The organism is Rhodobacter sp. P2_H5 (genome assembly GCF_056403335.1).
Genome location: NZ_JBFUFS010000005.1, coordinates 208637 through 225915, shown reverse-complemented (window position 1 = coordinate 225915; position 17279 = coordinate 208637). Strand labels below are relative to the sequence as shown.

At 66.9% G+C, this 17279-nt stretch carries 20 protein-coding genes and 1 tRNA gene; 15 read left to right on the top strand and 6 right to left on the bottom strand.

Annotated features, from left to right (window positions below; all coding sequences use genetic code 11):
• Positions 1–12 precede the first annotated feature (12 nt).
• Entirely contained in the window at positions 13–708 is a 696-nt protein-coding gene (locus AC1DVR_RS08980; protein WP_478000211.1) for an ImuA family protein, read from the bottom strand.
• Between the two features lie 104 nt (positions 709–812).
• Between AC1DVR_RS08980 and AC1DVR_RS08975 the strand changes: the two genes are divergently transcribed.
• The 3 genes from AC1DVR_RS08975 to AC1DVR_RS08965 are packed head-to-tail and all read left to right on the top strand — an operon-like array spanning position 813 to position 2933.
• Positions 813–1850, top strand: coding sequence for an aldo/keto reductase (locus AC1DVR_RS08975; protein WP_478000210.1), 1038 nt, complete (start codon positions 813–815; stop codon positions 1848–1850).
• 34 nt (positions 1851–1884) lie between these two features.
• Positions 1885–2466 (top strand): hypothetical protein, encoded by a 582-nt coding sequence (locus AC1DVR_RS08970; RefSeq protein WP_478000209.1) that lies wholly within the window; start codon positions 1885–1887, stop codon positions 2464–2466.
• Positions 2463–2933, top strand: coding sequence for a lipocalin family protein (locus AC1DVR_RS08965; protein ID WP_478000208.1), 471 nt, complete (start codon positions 2463–2465; stop codon positions 2931–2933). Before AC1DVR_RS08970 ends, AC1DVR_RS08965 begins: the two co-directional genes overlap by 4 nt.
• Before the next feature lie 3 nt (positions 2934–2936).
• Here the strand turns inward: AC1DVR_RS08965 and AC1DVR_RS08960 are convergent, their stop codons facing one another.
• Entirely contained in the window at positions 2937–3785 is an 849-nt protein-coding gene (locus AC1DVR_RS08960) for a helix-turn-helix domain-containing protein (protein ID WP_478000207.1), read from the bottom strand.
• Between the two features lie 172 nt (positions 3786–3957).
• Between AC1DVR_RS08960 and AC1DVR_RS08955 the strand changes: the two genes are divergently transcribed.
• Both AC1DVR_RS08955 and AC1DVR_RS08950 read left to right on the top strand, forming a co-directional pair.
• Complete coding sequence (locus tag AC1DVR_RS08955) at positions 3958–4851, top strand: fatty acid desaturase (RefSeq protein WP_478000206.1); 894 nt, start codon at positions 3958–3960, stop codon at positions 4849–4851.
• A gap of 7 nt (positions 4852–4858) precedes the next feature.
• A complete protein-coding gene (locus AC1DVR_RS08950; RefSeq protein ID WP_478000205.1) occupies positions 4859–5752 on the top strand; it encodes an EamA family transporter in 894 nt (297 codons plus the stop codon).
• Here the strand turns inward: AC1DVR_RS08950 and AC1DVR_RS08945 are convergent, their stop codons facing one another.
• Together AC1DVR_RS08945 and AC1DVR_RS08940 are read right to left on the bottom strand one after the other, a co-directional pair.
• A complete protein-coding gene (locus tag AC1DVR_RS08945) occupies positions 5753–6367 on the bottom strand; it encodes an NUDIX domain-containing protein (protein WP_478000347.1) in 615 nt (204 codons plus the stop codon).
• Positions 6360–6803: a DUF983 domain-containing protein gene (locus tag AC1DVR_RS08940; RefSeq protein WP_478000204.1), complete on the bottom strand. Its 444-nt coding sequence runs from the start codon at positions 6801–6803 to the stop codon at positions 6360–6362. Before AC1DVR_RS08940 ends, AC1DVR_RS08945 begins: the two co-directional genes overlap by 8 nt.
• 188 nt (positions 6804–6991) lie before the next feature.
• Here AC1DVR_RS08940 and AC1DVR_RS08935 point away from each other — a divergent pair, with 188 nt between their 5' ends.
• The 4 genes from AC1DVR_RS08935 (at position 6992) to AC1DVR_RS08920 (ending at position 9182) form a co-directional block, all read left to right on the top strand.
• Positions 6992–7567: an EF-hand domain-containing protein gene (locus AC1DVR_RS08935; RefSeq protein WP_478000203.1), complete on the top strand. Its 576-nt coding sequence runs from the start codon at positions 6992–6994 to the stop codon at positions 7565–7567.
• Between the two features lie 112 nt (positions 7568–7679).
• A complete protein-coding gene (locus tag AC1DVR_RS08930; RefSeq protein ID WP_478000202.1) occupies positions 7680–8288 on the top strand; it encodes an RNA polymerase sigma factor in 609 nt (202 codons plus the stop codon).
• The gene (locus AC1DVR_RS08925; protein WP_478000201.1) at positions 8285–8674 is read left to right on the top strand and encodes a dihydroorotate dehydrogenase; all 390 of its coding nucleotides are present in this window, start codon (positions 8285–8287) and stop codon (positions 8672–8674) included. Before AC1DVR_RS08930 ends, AC1DVR_RS08925 begins: the two co-directional genes overlap by 4 nt.
• Before the next feature lies 1 nt (position 8675).
• Positions 8676–9182, top strand: a complete 507-nt coding sequence (locus tag AC1DVR_RS08920) for a periplasmic heavy metal sensor (protein ID WP_478000200.1) — start codon at positions 8676–8678, stop codon at positions 9180–9182.
• 28 nt (positions 9183–9210) lie between these two features.
• On the opposite strand, the gene AC1DVR_RS08915 is transcribed toward AC1DVR_RS08920, so the two are convergent.
• Positions 9211–10590: a diguanylate cyclase gene (locus AC1DVR_RS08915; RefSeq protein ID WP_478000199.1), complete on the bottom strand. Its 1380-nt coding sequence runs from the start codon at positions 10588–10590 to the stop codon at positions 9211–9213.
• A 128-nt stretch (positions 10591–10718) separates the two neighbouring features.
• Between AC1DVR_RS08915 and AC1DVR_RS08910 the strand changes: the two genes are divergently transcribed.
• The 6 genes from AC1DVR_RS08910 to AC1DVR_RS08885 all read left to right on the top strand — a co-directional run bounded on the left by AC1DVR_RS08910 (position 10719) and on the right by AC1DVR_RS08885 (position 17059).
• Positions 10719–11024, top strand: coding sequence for a DUF3572 domain-containing protein (locus AC1DVR_RS08910; RefSeq protein WP_478000198.1), 306 nt, complete (start codon positions 10719–10721; stop codon positions 11022–11024).
• Between the two features lie 19 nt (positions 11025–11043).
• Positions 11044–11754, top strand: a complete 711-nt coding sequence (locus AC1DVR_RS08905; protein WP_478000197.1) for an HAD family hydrolase — start codon at positions 11044–11046, stop codon at positions 11752–11754.
• 123 nt (positions 11755–11877) lie between these two features.
• Entirely contained in the window at positions 11878–13434 is a 1557-nt protein-coding gene (locus tag AC1DVR_RS08900; RefSeq protein WP_478000196.1) for a trimethylamine methyltransferase family protein, read from the top strand.
• Between the two features lie 73 nt (positions 13435–13507).
• A complete protein-coding gene (locus AC1DVR_RS08895; RefSeq protein ID WP_478000195.1) occupies positions 13508–15247 on the top strand; it encodes a DUF4153 domain-containing protein in 1740 nt (579 codons plus the stop codon).
• Positions 15248–15358: 111 nt separating this feature from the next.
• A complete protein-coding gene (locus tag AC1DVR_RS08890) occupies positions 15359–15946 on the top strand; it encodes a heme NO-binding domain-containing protein (protein WP_478000194.1) in 588 nt (195 codons plus the stop codon).
• Positions 15947–17059, top strand: coding sequence for a diguanylate cyclase (locus AC1DVR_RS08885; protein WP_478000193.1), 1113 nt, complete (start codon positions 15947–15949; stop codon positions 17057–17059).
• Between the two features lie 69 nt (positions 17060–17128).
• On the opposite strand, the gene AC1DVR_RS08880 is transcribed toward AC1DVR_RS08885, so the two are convergent.
• Positions 17129–17203 (bottom strand) — tRNA-Glu (locus AC1DVR_RS08880).
• Positions 17204–17279: the final 76 nt, after the last annotated feature.

Below are 17279 nucleotides of genomic sequence, written 5' to 3'. Positions count from 1 at the left end.
GGGCGGCGGTCACTATGCGGTGTTGTCGGAGAAAAGCGACGCCTCCAGACGCGCCGCAGTGCCTTGGGCCAGATCGTCCATCAGATCAGGGGCTTCGCGCCGCAGATGAAAGGCGGCTTCGGGCGCCATGCGGGCGCGCAGGCGGCGCAGGACCCAGGCGCTGCGCCGGGTGATCAGGGTGGTGCCGCTCGGGGCGGCTTCCATGTGCCAGCGGCTTTCCACCCCCTGCGCGCCACCCCGTTCGGGGGTCAGCAGCAGGCCCAGCGGCGGCAGGCGCCCGGCATGGCGGGCGGCCTCGGCCCCGGCTTCGGCGGCCAGATGCAGGCGGCGCACCGGGGTCAGGCCGGGCGGAGCGATGAGATCGGTCAGCACCAGGGGGGCCGCACCGGAACGCAGCGCCTCCTCCATCGACCAGAGCAGATCCTCGGGCCGGCGCGCCCGGGCAAAGATGATCCGCCCGGGGTCGGCCAGTTCGGCCAGGCCCGCAGGATAAAGCCGTTCGGGCAGCCAGCCCGGGCCGATCCAGATCACCGGCCCCTGACTTTCGCCCAGGATCAGCGCCGCCAAAGTGGTGCGCGCCGGGCCGCAGATCTCATGCACCCGTCCGCGCGCCAGCCCCAGGCCAAAGTCGCGCCACAGCGCGCCGGGCAAAGCCTGCACGGGCCAGGGCTGGCGCCCATCTGGGATATGGAGAATCGGCAAGGCCATGCTCAAGTTTAGGATGTTCGCGCAATGTTCTCAATCCCATTGGCTTTCCTTCCGCCGCCGCAGGCCCTAGCGTGGCGCGACGTCGGACAGGGGTGAGGCGAGCGATGCAGCAGATTGATTTGGGGCGGACCGGGATCAAAGTCTCCGAGATTTGCCTTGGCACCATGACCTGGGGCAGCCAGAACACCCTGGCCGAGGGCCACGCCCAGATGGATCTGGCGCTGGAGCGCGGGGTGAATTTCTGGGACACCGCCGAGATGTACCCGGTCAACCCGGTCGCCAAGGAAACCGTGGGCCGCACCGAAGAGATCGTCGGTGCCTGGTTCGCCGCGCGCGGCCGGCGGGAAGATATCGTGCTGGCCAGCAAGGTCTGCGGCTCGGGTCAGGCGGCGGTGCGCGAGGGCGCCCCCCTGACCGCGGCCACGATGCGGCAAGCGGTCGAGGCCAGCCTGACGCGGCTGCAGACCGACTATATCGACCTTTACCAACTCCACTGGCCGAACCGCCAACACTATCACTTTCGCAACATGTGGCGCTTTGACCCCCGCAAGGGAGATCGCGTGAAGATCGAAGCGCATATGCTGGAAATCCTTGAGCTTTCGGCCCAGCTGATCGCCGAGGGCAAGATCCGCCACATTGCACTTTCCAATGATACGGTCTGGGGCGCGGCCAAGTGGCTCTCGCTCGCCGACAAGCACGGATTGCCGCGCATGGCCTCGGTGCAGAACGAATACTCGCTGCTCTGCCGCCAGTTCGACACCGATTGGGCCGAATTCTCGGTGCTGGAGGAGATGCCGCTTCTGGCCTTCTCGCCGCTGGCCTGCGGGATCCTGTCGGGCAAGTATCAGGGCGACGTCACGCCCGAAGGCTCGCGCCGGTCGCTGAACCCGCAGCTGAGCGGGCGCATCACGCCGCGGCTTTTCCCCGCCGCCCAGGCCTATCTGGACATCGCCAAGCGCCACGGGCTCGACCCCTGCCAGATGGCGCTGGCCTTCTGCCGCAGCCGGCCTTTCCCCACGATCCCGATCGTGGGCGCCACCAGCACCGCGCAGCTGGCCAACAACCTCACGCAAGTGACCCTCTCGCCCGAGGTGCTGGCCGAGATTTCCACCGCCCACCGCGCCCACCCGCAGCCCTATTGACCGCCCGGACCTTTGCCGAGACAGGATCGAGACCATGATGCGCCTGCTGGCCCGAATTTGCGTTCTTCTGACCCTGCTGGCCGCCTGCCAGATGCAGCTGCCGCAAAAGCCCGCACCAAAGGCGCCGGCCGCGGCTGCGGGCGAGGCGGCAGCCGAGACGACGACGCCGATCACCGGCGAGGCGATTGCGGTCACCCCGCTGGAGGGGCCAGCGACCGGCACGCCCGCCGCCAGCGCCTCAGCCGCGCCGGGCAAATCTGCCGTGACGGTTCAGGTCCCCGACCCGTCCACCCCGCGCCCCAAGCTGCGCCCGGCCGATACGGCGGCCACCGATACCCCGGCCCAAACCCCTGCACCACAGGCCGCGCCAAAGCCCATTCCCCCCGAACAGGCGCTGTGCGAGAAGGCGGGTGGGCAATGGGCCGAGATGCCAGGCTCCAGCGGGCGGATCTGCGTGCATCGCACCAGGGATGCCGGCAAGGCCTGCCACAGCAAACGCGATTGTCAGGGCGAATGCCTTGCCCGTTCGGGCACCTGTTCGCCCATCACCCCCCTGGTCGGCTGCAATGACATCCTGCAGGCCGACGGAACCGAGGTTACCCTGTGCCTGCAATGAAACGCCTGTTGCCCTTCGCCCTGCTTCTGGCCGCCTGCGCGCCCAAACCCGTGGTGGAGCCGGTTTACCGCGACACCTCGCGCCAAGTCTATTCGATCGCGGGCTTCGCGCCGGGGCGGATCGCCGGGCACTGGACCCAGGTGGCGGGCTTTGGCGCGGCCTGCAGTGGCGGCTCGATGCAGATCGGCGCACAGACGCAATACGCGCTTTGCCTGCCGTCGGGGATGAAAAGCGGGGCGGGGCCGATGGCGGCCGCGGTGCCGGGGCGGTTTGACCTGCCCGGCGTCGGGCCTTTCTGGATCCTCTGGGTCGATGCCGACAACCGGACCATGGTGGTGGGCCAGCCCTCGGGCCACTTCGGCATGATCCTGAACCGCGAGGCGCATCTGCCGCAAGACCGGCTGAACGCCGCGCGCGACATTCTGGAGTTCAACGGCTACGATGTCGCAAAGCTTAAGGTTTACTAGGCTTTAGACCGCAAGCCCGCGCAAGAGCCCCGGCGTGTCGCGCGCCGAATGGCCGGATTCGCGCACCAGCCAGTCAAAGTGGCGCGAGACTTCGGCCACCTTGACCGGGTCGGAAAACACCAGGTACTGCCGCCCGAGATAGACCACGGCCCGGTCCGAGCCAAAGATCGTGACCGGCGCCGAAAACACCCGCCGCGCGTCAAACAGATAGAGCCGAAGCGCGGGATACAGCGCCTCGGTCAGGCTGATCAGCTCATCGATCTGCGCCCGGCGCAGGGCGCGCGGCAGGCCGGTCCAATAGCCGGTGCCGGCGGCAAAACTCACCAGCTCATGGCGCGGCAGGGCGATTTCAAAGTCGGAATGGGCGGCCTTGAGCCAGGCGCGCTGCGCCTCGAAGGTTTCGATCGCCCCGACGGCATCCTGGCCGAGGGCGGTGTCATACTCCCACTCCACCACCTCGCGGGTTTTCAGAAGGTCGGGCAGGGTGGCGGGGACATGGCGGATCTTGGTTCCGGCGGCGGCGCGGTGCCAGCCGAAGATCTCGTCGTCAAAGAGCGCGCGCGGGGCCGGGACCAGGGTGACCGCCTCTTCGGCGAGGCGGTCGGGTGGCAAGGGGCGGTCGGTCAGGCCCAAGAGCCAGTCGGTCGAAACGCCGAGGCTCAGCGCGCAATCGGCGGCGGCCTGGGCATTGGGCAGCCGCGTCCCCGGCGCCAGCAGCGCCGAGATGGTCGAGCGGTCCAGCCCGGCCTGCCGCGCGAGGCCGGATTGGCTGATGCCGGCCTGGGCCATCGCCTGGGCGAGCCGGCTGCGGAACAGGGTGGCGCGGTCGCGTTTGTCGATCATATCGGGCATCTGGTGATTTTACAGAACATTGGTGATCTTTTCTTGCGTATTCTCTGAATTCCGCACAGGTCTGGCAAGTGCTAATCTATGTTAAGGACCGGAGTAGCAAATGCCCGCAAAGCAAAGAGAAATTGAATGGCCCACCCTGATCTTGCTGGCATTGACCTATTCTGTATGGGGCATGGGTACCGCACTCTGGACGCAAAGCATGCTCTGGTCGGTTCTGCTCGCCGGGATCGCCATCGCGCAATTCTCCTCGCTGCAGCACGAGGCGCTGCATGACCACCCGTTTCGCAGCCCGCTGCTGAACGAGGCGCTGGTCTTTCCGGCGCTGGCGGTCTTCGTGCCCTACCGGCGGTTTCGCGCGACCCATCTGCAGCACCACCATGACCCGGCGCTGACCGACCCCTATGATGACCCGGAATCGAATTATTTCAACCCTGAGGTCTGGGCCCGGCTGCCCGCGCCGCTGCGGGCCTTGCTGCGGGCCAACAACACCCTGCTGGGCCGCGTTCTGCTTGGTCCGGTCATCGGCACCTGGGTCTTCGTGGCCAAGGATATCGGGTTGGCCCGACGTGGGGACCGGGCCGTCCTTGCGGCCTGGGGGCTCAATCTTCTCGGGCTGTTGCCGGTTCTTTTCTGGCTGCACTGGGTGGCGATGCCGGTCTGGGTCTATCTCGTGGCGCTTTATCTGGGCTTTGCCCTTCTCAAGATCCGCACCTTTCTGGAGCATCGCGCCCATGCCGCCTGCCGCGCCCGCACCGTGATCGTCGAGGATCGCGGGCCGCTTTCCCTGTTGTTTCTCAACAACAATCTGCATGTCGTCCACCACATGCACCCGCAGGTGTCGTGGTACAAGCTGCCGGCGCTCTACGCCTCGCGCCGGGCGCATTACCTGCGGCGCAACGATGCCTATGTCTATTCCAGCTATGCCGAGGTGATCCGCCGCTACTTCTTGCGCGCCAAGGACCCGGTGCCGCATCCCTTGTGGCCCGTCCGCCAGCCCGTCGCGCAGGAAACGACGCAGGATTGTGTGCTGGATCAGGATTTACTCCGCGAGGACCGGATGGCATAGGCATGCCATGCATCCTTTCCTGCCCATCACCCTTGTCGCGGCTGCCCTGCAAACCGCAAGATTCTCGCTGCAAAAACAGCTGAAGGTCCTGGGGCTTTCGACATTCTCGGCCACTGCGGCGCGGTTTGTGACGGCTTCGCCTCTGGCGATCATAGCGACGGCGGCGCTGATGTTGTGGCACGGCTACGGCTGGCCGGATCTGGCGCCGGGCTTCTGGGTCTGGGCGCTGGTGGGTGGGGCGGCGCAGATCGCGGCCACCTTCTGCACCGTCTCGCTCTTCGCGCAGCGCAGTTTCGCGGTGGGCATTGCCTTCACCAAGACCGAGGTGCTGCAGGTCGCCCTGTTCTCGGCTGTCTTTCTGGGCGAGGCGGTGTCGGCCTCGGGCTTCGCGGCCATCCTTCTGGGGCTGTTCGGGGTGCTGATCCTGACGCGGCCGAAAGGCGGCTGGCGGGGTGATTTTCTCAACCGCGCCACGCTGCTGGGGCTGGTGGCGGGCGGGCTGTTCGGCGTGGCCTCGGTCGCCTACCGGGCCGCGACCCTGGCGGTCGGGCGCGAGGATGCCTTCTTCCGCGCGGTCTTTGCCCTGGCGGTGGTCACGACGCTGCAGGTGGTGATCCTGTCGCCCTGGTTGCTCCTGTCGCGGCGCGACGAGGTGGCGCGCATCGCCGCCGCCCGCCGCCCGGCCTTCTGGGCGGGGGTGACCGGCATGCTGGCGAGCCTGGGCTGGTTCTGGGCCTTTGCCCTGATGAACGCGGCCTATGTGCGGGCGGTGGGGCAGGTCGAACTGCTTTTCACCCTCGCCGTCTCCACCTATGTCTTCCGCGAAATCCCGTCGCGGCGCGAGCTGTTGGGCATCGCGCTTCTGGCCCTGTCGATCATCGGGATCGTGCTGTCGACCTGATCAGATGAGCCGCCGAAAGGTCGGCACCGGGCCCGCGTTGTCAAAGAAGGGCACGCCGGATTGCGGCACGCCGGCCAGAAGGGCGCGCAGTTCGGCCAGGACGATCTCGGTGATGAAGGGCAGATCGAGGCTGCGGGTCTGCGCGAGATCAACCCATTGCAGATGCGACAATTCATCCTCGGCTGCCGAGAAGTCGTCGGGCGCGCCCGCAAGATCGGCGGCATCGGCCAGCAGAAACCGCGCATCAAAGCGGCGCGCCATGCCGCGCGGCGTGATGGCGCGGAAGATGAAGCGCAAGGGCGCCCCGGGCACAAGGTCAAGCCCGGTCTCTTCGCGCAATTCGCGCCGGGCGGCGGCGATGATGGCGGCTGGCCCCGGGGACCTGGGCCCCGGCACCTCTGCCAAGGGGCAGGCCGCCAGCCGGTCGAGGCATTCCTGCGACAGCCCCAGGCTTTCGGCCGCGTCCTCCGGATCGACCCTGCCGCCCGGAAAGACGAATTTAGAGGGCATGAAGGCCGCGCCGGCCCCCCTTTGCCCCATCAGGACCCGAGGCCCGGCGCCGGTCTGCCGGACAAGCACAAGGCTTGCCGCGGCATGGATCGGCACCTCAGGCATGGCCGGGCAGGGCGGGATCCGCCTTGGGGTTGGCGCCAAAGCCATGCATCCGCTTGGCCCATTGCAGGGCCACGATCGCCCCCTTGAGGCGCGGCAGCAGGATCAGCGACAGCGTCGCGGTGCCCAGGGTGAACATCGTGGCCATCACCATCGGATCGGGGCGCAGCTCGACGAAAGCCCAGTACATCAGCGGCGCCATCAGATGGCCGACGATCAGGATCGTCAGATAGGCCGGGCCGTCATCGGCGCGGTGATGGTAGAAGGCCTCGCCGCAGACCGGGCAATGGTCGCGCACCTTGAGATAGCTTTTGAGCATCGGTCCCGCGCCGCATTTCGGGCAGCGGCAGGCAAATCCTCGGCGCAGGGCGGGCCAGAACGGACGCTCGCCGGTTTCTTCATCGTCGGTCAGCATGACCGGAGCTTTGTGATCAATCATCGCGGGTTCCTTTTCGTGATCCTTATGTAGCGCGCCTGCCGCCAAAAGGTGAGTCCTTCCGGCAGGGGGGTGCTGCTTTGTCGCGGGGTCGCGCACGGTTTCGTGAAAGGTAGGGCGACGGAAAGCCCGCGCCGCCCCGTATCACCTGCATCAAGACCGGGCGACCTGCACGGTCACTAGCAAAGGTGATGAAGATGATTTCGCACAAGAAGCTTGGGTTCGGCATCATGGCAGCTGCGGCAGTCCTGCTCGGCTCGGCGGCGATCGCCGACAACATGCGGCCGATGCCGCCGCATGGCATGGGCATGATGATGGGCGGTTTCGACTTTACCGCAGCCGACACCAACAAGGACGGCAAGGTCTCGCTGGAAGAATTCAACGCCTACCGCGCCGCCAATGCCGCCGGGATCGACACCGACAAGGATGGCAAGATCTCGGTCGAGGAACTGGCCAACATGCGTCTGAAGCAGATGCAGGACGCCGCCACCGCAATGGCGACCCGGATGGTCAAGGAACTCGACACCGACGGCGACGGCAAGCTTTCGGCCGCCGAACTGGTGGCCGGCCCGATGCCGCTGGAGGCCTTCGACCGGGCCGACACCAACCATGACGGCGTGGTCGATCAGGCCGAGGCCGATGCCTTCGCCAAGATGATGCGCCATGGCCCGCGCATGGGCGACCACGGCAAGGGCGGTCACCCCAAGCCTCCGATGCCCGAAGGCGATGAGCCGGGCCCGGACCAGGACGGTAGCGGCGGCAACTGAGCCGCCCTTGCCCACCGCGCGCCGGGTCTTACGTCCCCGATCCGGCGCGCGGGACCATGTGGTGAGCCTGGTCCCGATTGCTGAACCTGTTCCTTGTCTGTATCCCCACGGAATGCATATGCCGCGAGACACATTGGACGAGGTTTCGGACGAGACGCTGCTGGTGCTTTACGCCAATGGCGACCCCGATGCCGCCCGGATGCTGACCAGACGGCTTGCGCCGCGTGCGCTCGGCTATGCGACGCGGCTTCTGACCGACCGGGCCGAGGCCGAGGACGTGACCCAGGAGGCCATGCTGCGGCTGTGGCGGATCGCACCGGACTGGCGGCGCGGCGAGGCGCAGGTCTCGACCTGGCTTTACCGGGTGGTGACCAACCTCTGCACCGATCTGCGCCGGGCCCGGGTCCGCAGGCCGGGCGTGGGGCTGGAAGACGCGCCTGAGGTCGCTTCGGGCGGTGCATCGGCGCTGGCCGGGTTGATCGAGACCGACCGGATGGCGGCCCTGAACGCGGCCCTGGCCTGTCTGCCCGACCGCCAGCGCCAGGCCGTGGTGCTGCGCCACATCGAGGGCCTGTCGAACCCCGAGATCGCCGGTGTGATGGATCTGGGTGTCGAAGCGGTCGAAAGCCTCACGGCGCGGGGAAAACGGGCGCTGACGGCAATTCTGTCGGGCCGCAAGGCGGAACTGGGCTATGAGGGTGAAGAGGAAGAGGTGGGATGATGGACAAGCACATGGATCTGGACGCCTTGTTTGCCGAGGCGGCGGCACGGCCGGCCGAGGTCTCGCCCGATCTGATGGCACGCCTGCTTTCCGATGCCGCAGAAGCGCAGCCGCGGCCGCAAGCCCTTGCTGCGCCACCGGTTTCCGGGTCAGGTCGGCCCAAGGCCGGCTGGCTTGCCACATTGTCCGAGGCGCTGGGCGGCAGGCGGGCCTTGGCGGGCCTGTCGCTGGCCGGGCTGACCGGGCTGTTTCTGGGCGTGGTCCAGCCCGGGGGCGTGCAATCGCTGACCGTGCTGTTGTCGCAAAGCACGGTGACGGCGGACCAGATGGATCTTCTGCCGACGCCGGACACGATCTGGCCCGAAACCGACCGCACGGGGAATTGAGATGACCGAGCCGAACATTCCGCCGCAAGCCGGGCCGCGCTGCAAGGGTCTGCGCTGGGCGCTGGTGGCCTCGCTCGCGGTCAATCTGACCGTGGCCGGGCTGGCGCTGGGCGCCTATCTGCACGGGCCGCCGCCGCCGCATGGCGGCTTTCGCGATCTCGGCTTCGGCCCCTATGACGCCGCCCTGCAGCCGGCCGACCGCGAGGCGCTGCGCGGGGCGATGCGGGCCAAGGCGGGGGATCTGACGGCGCTCCGCGGTGCAATGGCGGCGGACAATGCGGCCATTCTGGCGGCTCTGCGCGCCGATCCCTTCGACCCTGCGCAGTTGAACGCCGCCCTGGGGGCGCAGCAAGAGCATCTTGGCGCGCGGATGAAACTGGGCAGCGACACGATCGGCGCCTATCTCGTCAGCCTTGCGCCGAAAGACCGCGCCAGCTTTGCCGACCGGCTGGAAAAGCGGCTGATGCGCGGGCGCGACACCCCGCCGCCTCCCGGGCCGGAGAACTGACGTCTGAGGCCTCTGCACCGCTGGCCTTTCAGGCCGCGTGGCGGACGATGGTCACCTGATTGCGGCCATGGGTCTTGGAATGCATCAGGGCGCGGTCGGCCTGCGCCACCAGATCGGCCACCGAGGTTGGATCGCTTGGCGCCGCCCCGCCCGTGGTCATCCCGATCGAGATGGTGACCGGCACCCGCATGCCATCGCCCAGCGTGATGGGGGAAAGCTCGATCGTGCGGCACAGGCGTTCGGCCGCGACCTGCGCCTCGCTCAGCAGCGTGTTGGGCAGGGCGATCAGGAACTCCTCGCCGCCGATGCGGGCCAGAAGGTCGGTCGCGCGCAAATTGGCGGCCAGCCGGGTGGCCACCTCGACCAGAACGGCGTCGCCGGCGGCATGGCCCCAGCGGTCGTTGACCGATTTGAAGCGGTCGATATCCACCACCATGACGGCGAATTCATTGCCCCCCGCCCGGGCGCGGTCGGCGATGGCGTTCAGCTGCGCGGTGCCATAGCGGCGGTTGTGCAAGCCGGTCAGCGGATCGAAAACCGCCATCCTGAGGCCGTCCTGCACCGTGGCGCGCATCCGGTCGCCCTCCTGCTTGCGCAGGACCAGGGTGTGGAGGCGCAGGGCCAGTTCCGCCGCAGGGGTCGCGGCATCGACGACATCATTGGCGCCAAGGTCGAAAGCCGTGGCCGCCAGGCCCTGCGGCGCCGCGGCGTTGAAGATGCAGAAGGCCGAATGCCGCGTCGTGCTGCGCGACAAAAGCTCGGACATCATGCGCAGGCCGCCGCCCGTTTCGCCCAGATCGGCGTGGATCAGATAGACATCCGGCACCCGCGCCCCGTGATCGGCATGCACCTCGTCCGGCGCCAGAAGCAGGAAGCGGTCCAGCCCGCTGGCCGCCAGATCGCGGCGCAGCTTCAGCCCCTGTTCGCCCTTGGGCATGATGATGGCGATTTGCCCGGGGATTTCGAACTGCGGCATCGGTTCGGCCAGACCCAGCACCTGCAGGTCATGTTCCGGCGCATGGATCCCGGCCAGATGTTCGCGCGCCCGCAAGAGGCCGCGCAGCCGGGCCAGCAGGGTCTGGTCATCCACCTGGCGGGCCAGAAGATCCTCGGCTCCGGCGCGCAGGGCGGCCATCCGCAGGCCGGCATCGGCCTCTGACGAGAACATCACCACCGGAATGCCGCGGGTCTGGGGATGCGCCTTTAGCGCCTTGAGCACCTCGATCCCGGAGCGGCCCTGCAGGAACATGTGCAGGAGGATGATGTCGGGCACTTCCTGCACCGCAAGCCGCAGGCAGGCCGCGCCCTCCGTGGCCATCACCGTCTGATAGCCGGCGGCGGTCAGTTTGACCTTGAAGACGATGCGGTTTGTCGACACATCATCAACTATGAGGATTTTGCCGATCATCCTGGAATGGCCTACCCAATGCTTGCCCAACGCTCGCCCTAAGCTCGCTTGACCATCACTCTGGGTCTCAAGTGGTTAAGAATTCCTTTCCGACTCCGTAACCAATTCGTGAAAGTTCGAGGCATCCCGTGCAGAACTCCAAGCAAAACGGCCAAATCGGGCGGGAATCCGCCGAAATCATTGCCGCGCAAGCCCTCGCATGGGTCGCAGCCGAGCCAGACCGCATTAACGCTTTCCTTAACCTGAGCGGGCTGTCCCCGGCCGAGCTGATGGCGCAGGCCGCCGATCCGCGGATTCTGGGCGCGGTTCTGGACTATGTCATGACCGAGGACAGCCTCGTCATGGCCTTTTGTGACGAGGCGGGTCTGGCCTATACCGTGCCGCAGGCGGCGCGGGGGGCCTTGCCCGGGGGCGAAGTGTGGCATTGGACTTGAAGACGGGGAAGACAGACAGATGAGCGCGACGCAGATCAGGGCCGTGATCTTTGACAAGGACGGCACGCTCTTTGATTTCAGGTTGAGCTGGGGTGGCTGGACCGCCGCGCTTCTGAAGGATTTGGCGCCCTTCACCCAGGACGATGCGACGACGCTCGCCAAGGCGCTGGGGTTTGAGCCCAAGACCATGGAATTTGCCCCCGACAGCGCGGTGATCGCCCGCACGATGTACGAGATCGCCGAACTGATCCATCCGCATCTGGAGGGGATGACACTGAAATCCCTGATGGCCACGATGGACCGTCTGGGCGTGCTGGCGCCGATGGTGCCCGCCGTGGCGCTGCGCGAGGTCCTGGGCGGCTTGCGGGCGCGCGGCCTGAAGCTGGGCCTTGCCACCAATGACACCGAAGTGCCGGCCCGGGCCCATCTGGACGGTGCCGGGGTGATCGACCTGTTCGATTTCATCGCCGGCTGCGATTCCGGTTTTGGCGGCAAGCCCGCGCCGGGCCAGCTTCTGGCCTTTGCCGCGGCGGTGGGCGTGCCCGCGCGCCAGATCGCCATGGTGGGCGACAGCCTGCACGATCTGGACGCCGCGAAAGCCGCCGGGATGAAAGCGGTGGGTGTCCTGACCGGCCCCGCCTTGCGCGCCACCCTGACCCCGCATGCCGATGTCGTCCTGGGAACGATTGCGGAACTTGGCGGCTGGATCGACGGTCTTCCGAAGGTTTGAACGGCCTCGCACTCAAAAACGACGCTTTCACGTCGCGAACGTGGTGCGCGCCGCAAGACGTTTTCCACCATCCTCTGCGCAAGGACCAAGGGGCCTGACCGCCCGCGACAGGAGGATACGCCGATGACCGAAGAGCCCGCCAAGCGCCGCAGGGCAGGGGGCCGCGCCGGCAACAAAGAGCGTGCCGGCCCTTCCGTCATCGACCAGATGCCGTGGCGGATTCCCGTCAACCCGGACCGCCCGACCGAGCCTCTGGACGCGGACGGCGTCGAGGCGATCCACCGCGGGGCGATGAAGGTGCTGCGCGACATCGGGATCGAGTTCCTGAACCCGACCGCCGTGGATTACCTGCGCGAGGCGGGCTGCATCATCAACGGCACCAACGTCCGGATGGACGAGGATTTCGTGATGGAGATGCTGGCCCGCGCGCCGGAAACCTTCACCATCACCCCGCGCAACCCCGAACGCGAAGTGATCATGGGCGGCAAGCACATGCTCTTCGTCAACGTCTCCTCGCCGCCGAGCTCGTGGGATCTGGAGCGCGGCAAACGCTCGGGCGATTTTGAGACCTTCAAGGATTTCATGCGGTTGACGCAGTATTTCAACTGCATCCACATCGCGGGCGGCTATCCGGTCGAACCGATCGACATTCACCCTTCGGTCCGCCACCTCGATTGCCTGTATGAAAAGCTGACCCTGACCGACAAGGTCGTCCACGCCTATTCCCTTGGCGCCGAGCGGGTCGAGGATGTGATGGAGATGGTCCGCATCGCGGGCGGTCTGACCGAGGAAGAGTTCCAGGCCAAGCCCAGGATGTACACCAACATCAATTCGGTCTCGCCCCTGAAGCACGACTATCCGATGCTGGATGGCGCGATGCGGCTGGCCAAGCGCGGCCAGCCGGTGGTGATCACGCCCTTTACCCTGGCGGGCGCCATGGCGCCGGTCACCATGGCGGGGGCGGTGACGCTGTCCTTGGCCGAGGCTTTGGCCGCTGTCGCCCTGCTGCAATACATCGCCCCCGGCTGCCCGGTGGCCATCGGCACCTTCACCTCCAACGTCGACATGAAATCGGGCGCGCCGGCCTTCGGGACGCCGGAATACATGCGCGCCACCCAGATGACCGGGCAACTGGTGCGCAAGTACAAGCTGCCCTTGCGGTCTTCCGGCGTCTGTGCGGCCAATGTGCCGGACGGGCAGTCGATGTGGGAAACCTCCAACAGCCTCTGGGCTGCGGTGCAAAGCCGGACCAACATGGTCTACCACGCGGCGGGCTGGCTGGAGGGCGGGCTGATCGCCTCGCCTGAGAAGTTCATCATGGACTGCGAGGTCCTGCAGATGATCCAGCGCTATTTCGAACAGGCGACCTTTGCCACCACCGAAGACGATATCGCGATCGAGGCGATCCGCGATGTCGGCCCCTCCGGCCATTACTTCGGCACGCCGCACACCCAGTCGCGCTATTCCACCGCCTTTTACGCGCCCTTCATCTCGGACTGGCGCAATTACGAGGCCTGGCAGCTGGATGGTGCCGTCTGGACCGTCGAGCGGGCGCACAAGATGTACAAGGCCATCATGGCCGAGTTCGTGCCGCCGCCGATGAACGGCGACCATCAGGAAGAGCTGCGCCGCTTTGTCGCCCGCCGCAAACAGGAAGGTGGCGCGCCGACGGACTTCTGAGGCGGCCCAAGGCGCAGGCCCCATTTCCATTTCCCCCGCTTCCGGCCTACACAGGCGCCAAACGGAGGCTGACATGGCAAAGCTACGCTTGATGATGGCGCTGATCGGCGCGCTGGCAGGGGGAAGCCTCTACGCGCTGGGCACCCTGATCGATGCCCAATGGCTGGTCGGCCTGCCGGCGCTGGCTTCGGCCGTGCTGGCGGGGGTGTTCTTCGGCGGGCTCCTGATCCTGACCGGCCCCTTGCCGCTGCACCGGGCCGTGCTTTGGGCGGCGGGGATCGCCCTGGCGGTGACCGGCCTCTTCAGCCTGGCCGACCTGCGCTTTGCCAATCCGGAGGATATCGCGGAGTCGGGCGTCGCCGTGATCAGCCTTGGCGTGCTGATCTGGCTGCCCTGGCCCTTTGTCATCGCGCAGGCGGACCGCGCAAGCGGTTGGCGCGATTACCCCAGCCTGTTTCTGGAAAGCTGGGGCATCGTGGTGCGGATCAGCGTCGCGCTGATCTTCACCGGGATCGTCTGGCTGGTGGTCGCCCTGTCGCAGGCGCTTCTGGGGCTGGTCGGCGTCGGAGTGATTGACCTGGTCTTGAAACAGGACATCGCCCCCTGGCTGATCACCGGGCTTGTGCTGGGCCTGTCGATGGCCGTGGTGAACGAGCTGGCCGACGTGCTGTCGCCAGGGCTGGTCCTGCGGCTGTTCCGGCTTCTGGTGCCGGTGGTGCTGGTGGTGATGGCGGTCTTCCTGCTCGCCCTGCCTTTGCGCGGCTTTTCGACGATCTTCGGGCTGGTATCTTCCACCGCGATGCTGCTGGCCATGGTCGCGGTGGCGGTGACGCTGGTCACCTCGGCGCTGGATCAGGAGGATGCCACGGCGGCGCATTCCGGGCTGATGGTGCAATCGACGCGGGCACTGGCCGCGATTGTCGTGCTGCCGGCGGGGCTTGCCGCCTGGACGCTGGGCCTGCGCGTCACCGACCACGGCTGGACGCCGCCGCGGTTCCTTGCCGCGAGCCTCACGGTTCTGGCCCTGGGCTATGGGCTGGCCTACCTTGCCGCCGTGCTGCGCGGGCGCAACTGGATGGAGCGGATCCGCCAGGCCAACATCTGGCTGGCCCTGACGATGATGGCGCTTTCCGTCCTTTGGCTGAGCGTTCTCAACCCTGAATCCCTCTCTGCCGCCAGCCAGATCGCGCGGATCAGCGACGGGCGTACCAAGGTCGAGGCGATTGATCTGAACGTCTTTTCCCAATGGGGCCATGCCGGGCAGGCAGCCCTCGGCCGCCTGCGCGAGATGGCCAAGACCAATGCGCCCCTCGCCGCCCGCCTGACCGCCGCTGAAACCGCCGAGGCCACCGGCATCCCGGTCCCCGCCGACACCAAGGGCGCGCAGGCGGCGCTTGCGGCCTCGCTGCCCCTGCAGCCCGACACGGCCGCGACCCAGGCCCTGCGGGCGCAAATCCTGGCGGGGGTCTCGCTTTACGACCTGCAGGCCTGGCAATCCGCCTGCGACGCCCGCCTGCCGCAGGGCGGGCCGGGCTGCGTGCTGGTGGTGGGGGATTTCCTGCCCGAAACCCCGGGCGAGGAGGCGATGCTGATCGCCCGCAACCGCGACGGTTATCTGGTGATGCAGGGCTTCAGCTTTGACGGAGCCAACCTGCATTGGCACTCGGTGACCTCGTATCAGGGCAATCTGCCGGGCTTTGACGAGGGTGCGGCCCTAATCGACGGCCTGCAAAAGGCGCCGCCGCCCTTCGCCGCCATGCCGCTGACCCAGATGAAACCGGCCGGTGGTCCGGGGATGGTCTTCGCCCCCTAGGAACCGAGGGCGCCCAAGATCTGAGGCCCCCGGATCCAAGGCCCCCGGATCTGAGGCCGTTGGAAGGTTCTTAACCCCTTGGCCCTAGCATGCAGACAAATGAGGGCACGCATGCTGGGTTTGATCAACCGATCCTTACAGTTCTTCCTGAGCGACACCTACGGGATGTCGCTTTGGGAGGCTGTTGCGAAAGAGGCCGGGATCGCGGTTTCCGGCTTTGAATCCATGCTGTCCTATGAAGACAAGGTGACGGACCGGGTGCTTGATGCGGCTTCGGTCGCCCTGCGCCGCCCGCGGGAATCGCTGATGGAGGATCTGGGCACCTATCTGGTCAGCCATGAAAGCCTGGGCACCGTCCGCAGGCTCCTGCGGTTTTCCGGGGTGAATTTCTACGATTTCCTCAATTCGGTCGAAGAGCTGCCTGAACGCGGCCGCCTTGTCCTGCCGGAACTGGAGCTGCCCGACATGGCGCTGACCGACCTCGGCGGCGGGCATTTCCGCCTGCGCTGCGTCTCGCCGCTCGGGGGGGCGGGGCATATCGTGATGGGGCTTTTGCGGGCGATGGCAGATGATTACGGGGCTTTGGTGCTTCTGGAACATCAGGGCAACGACAAGGGGGCAGAGGTGATCTCGGTGCAGATCGCCGACCAGTCCCTCTACGAGGCGCGGCCGTTCAGCCTTGGCTTGTCGGTGGGGTGAATGATCAGAACCAAGACCGCCCCCTTCCTGCCCATGCCGATCGAGGCGTTTGACCGGCTGATGCCGCTGCATGTCCGGGTCGACGGGACCGGGCGGATCACGGGTTATGGGCCGACGCTGGCCAAGCTGATCTCGGGTCAGGATTTTCTGCATCCGACCGCAGAGGCCCAACCGCAGGAGGAGGCTGCCGCCAAGGGGGCTGCCGAACGTGCGCTGATCGGGCGCCCTTTGCTGGAGGTTTTCGATCTGCGCCGACCCTCCGGCCTGACCACGATTGCCGAACTTGTGGCCCATGCCGGCGAAAGGCTGCGGCTTTCCCTGCGCCATGCCCAGCGTCCGGTGCCGTTTCGCGGCCTTGCCATGCCCTTGGCCCAGGGCGCGGGGATGATCCTGAACCTGTCCTTCGGCATCGGCGTGGTCGATGCGGTGCGCAGTTTCGCCCTGACCGACGGCGATTTCGCCGCCACCGACCTCGCCGTCGAAATGATGTATCTGGTCGAGGCCAAGACCGCCGCGATGGAAACGCTGAAAGGCTTTGCCCTGCGCCTGCAAGGCGACAAGCAGATGGCCGAAACCCAGGCCATGACCGACACGCTGACCGGACTGCGCAACCGCCGCGCTCTGGCTCAGGTCCTGGAACGGCTGACCCGCTCCGGCGTGCCCTTTGGTCTGATGCACATCGACCTCGACTTCTTCAAGGCGGTCAATGACACGCTGGGCCATGCGGCGGGCGACCATGTCCTGCGCTGGGTGGCCGAGGTTCTGAACAAGCAGATCCGCGCCGAAGACACGGTGGCGCGGGTGGGGGGCGATGAATTCGTGGCCGTCCTGCCCGAATTGATCGAACCCGCCCGGCTGGAGTCGATCGCCCGCCGCATCATCGACACCCTGACCCAGCCCATCCCGTTTGAGGATCGCAGCTGCCGGATCTCGGCCTCGATCGGGATCACGACCTCGGTCGCCTATCCGGTGCCCGAGATTGCGCGCATGCAGCACGACGCGGACGAAGCACTTTACGCCTCCAAGCGCGCGGGAAGGGGGCGGGCGCATTTTCACCGGGTGGGCGACGGCACCAATGACCCCGGCCCCTTGCGTGGGCGCCGCAAGGCCTAGGGGCGGAAAGACCCCGAACGCAGATGACCGGTAAAGCCGCTGGCAGATCAGGATGTTAAAGGGGGAAAGTGGCAGCCCGTAGGGGAGTCGAACCCCTCTTACCTGGTTGAAAACCAGACGTCCTAACCGATAGACGAACGGGCCACTGGGGCGCTGATTAAGCGAGGTCGGCGCGGGCTGCAAGAGGGGAAATTGCGGAAAATCGAAGGAATCGCGCGCG

Bases quoted from the DNA above. Each gene is read 5' to 3' on its own strand.
- AC1DVR_RS08980 (WP_478000211.1), bottom strand. From the start codon at position 708: ATGGCCTTGCCGATTCTCCATATCCCAGATGGGCGCCAGCCCTGGCCC.
- AC1DVR_RS08975 (WP_478000210.1), top strand. From the start codon at position 813: ATGCAGCAGATTGATTTGGGGCGGACCGGGATCAAAGTCTCCGAGATT.
- AC1DVR_RS08970 (WP_478000209.1), top strand. From the start codon at position 1,885: ATGATGCGCCTGCTGGCCCGAATTTGCGTTCTTCTGACCCTGCTGGCC.
- AC1DVR_RS08965 (WP_478000208.1), top strand. From the start codon at position 2,463: ATGAAACGCCTGTTGCCCTTCGCCCTGCTTCTGGCCGCCTGCGCGCCC.
- AC1DVR_RS08960 (WP_478000207.1), bottom strand. From the start codon at position 3,785: ATGCCCGATATGATCGACAAACGCGACCGCGCCACCCTGTTCCGCAGC.
- AC1DVR_RS08955 (WP_478000206.1), top strand. From the start codon at position 3,958: ATGGGTACCGCACTCTGGACGCAAAGCATGCTCTGGTCGGTTCTGCTC.
- AC1DVR_RS08950 (WP_478000205.1), top strand. From the start codon at position 4,859: ATGCATCCTTTCCTGCCCATCACCCTTGTCGCGGCTGCCCTGCAAACC.
- AC1DVR_RS08945 (WP_478000347.1), bottom strand. From the start codon at position 6,367: ATGCCTGAGGTGCCGATCCATGCCGCGGCAAGCCTTGTGCTTGTCCGG.
- AC1DVR_RS08940 (WP_478000204.1), bottom strand. From the start codon at position 6,803: ATGATTGATCACAAAGCTCCGGTCATGCTGACCGACGATGAAGAAACC.
- AC1DVR_RS08935 (WP_478000203.1), top strand. From the start codon at position 6,992: ATGAAGATGATTTCGCACAAGAAGCTTGGGTTCGGCATCATGGCAGCT.
- AC1DVR_RS08930 (WP_478000202.1), top strand. From the start codon at position 7,680: ATGCATATGCCGCGAGACACATTGGACGAGGTTTCGGACGAGACGCTG.
- AC1DVR_RS08925 (WP_478000201.1), top strand. From the start codon at position 8,285: ATGATGGACAAGCACATGGATCTGGACGCCTTGTTTGCCGAGGCGGCG.
- AC1DVR_RS08920 (WP_478000200.1), top strand. From the start codon at position 8,676: ATGACCGAGCCGAACATTCCGCCGCAAGCCGGGCCGCGCTGCAAGGGT.
- AC1DVR_RS08915 (WP_478000199.1), bottom strand. From the start codon at position 10,590: ATGATCGGCAAAATCCTCATAGTTGATGATGTGTCGACAAACCGCATC.
- AC1DVR_RS08905 (WP_478000197.1), top strand. From the start codon at position 11,044: ATGAGCGCGACGCAGATCAGGGCCGTGATCTTTGACAAGGACGGCACG.
- AC1DVR_RS08900 (WP_478000196.1), top strand. From the start codon at position 11,878: ATGACCGAAGAGCCCGCCAAGCGCCGCAGGGCAGGGGGCCGCGCCGGC.
- AC1DVR_RS08895 (WP_478000195.1), top strand. From the start codon at position 13,508: ATGGCAAAGCTACGCTTGATGATGGCGCTGATCGGCGCGCTGGCAGGG.
- AC1DVR_RS08890 (WP_478000194.1), top strand. From the start codon at position 15,359: ATGCTGGGTTTGATCAACCGATCCTTACAGTTCTTCCTGAGCGACACC.
- AC1DVR_RS08885 (WP_478000193.1), top strand. From the start codon at position 15,947: ATGATCAGAACCAAGACCGCCCCCTTCCTGCCCATGCCGATCGAGGCG.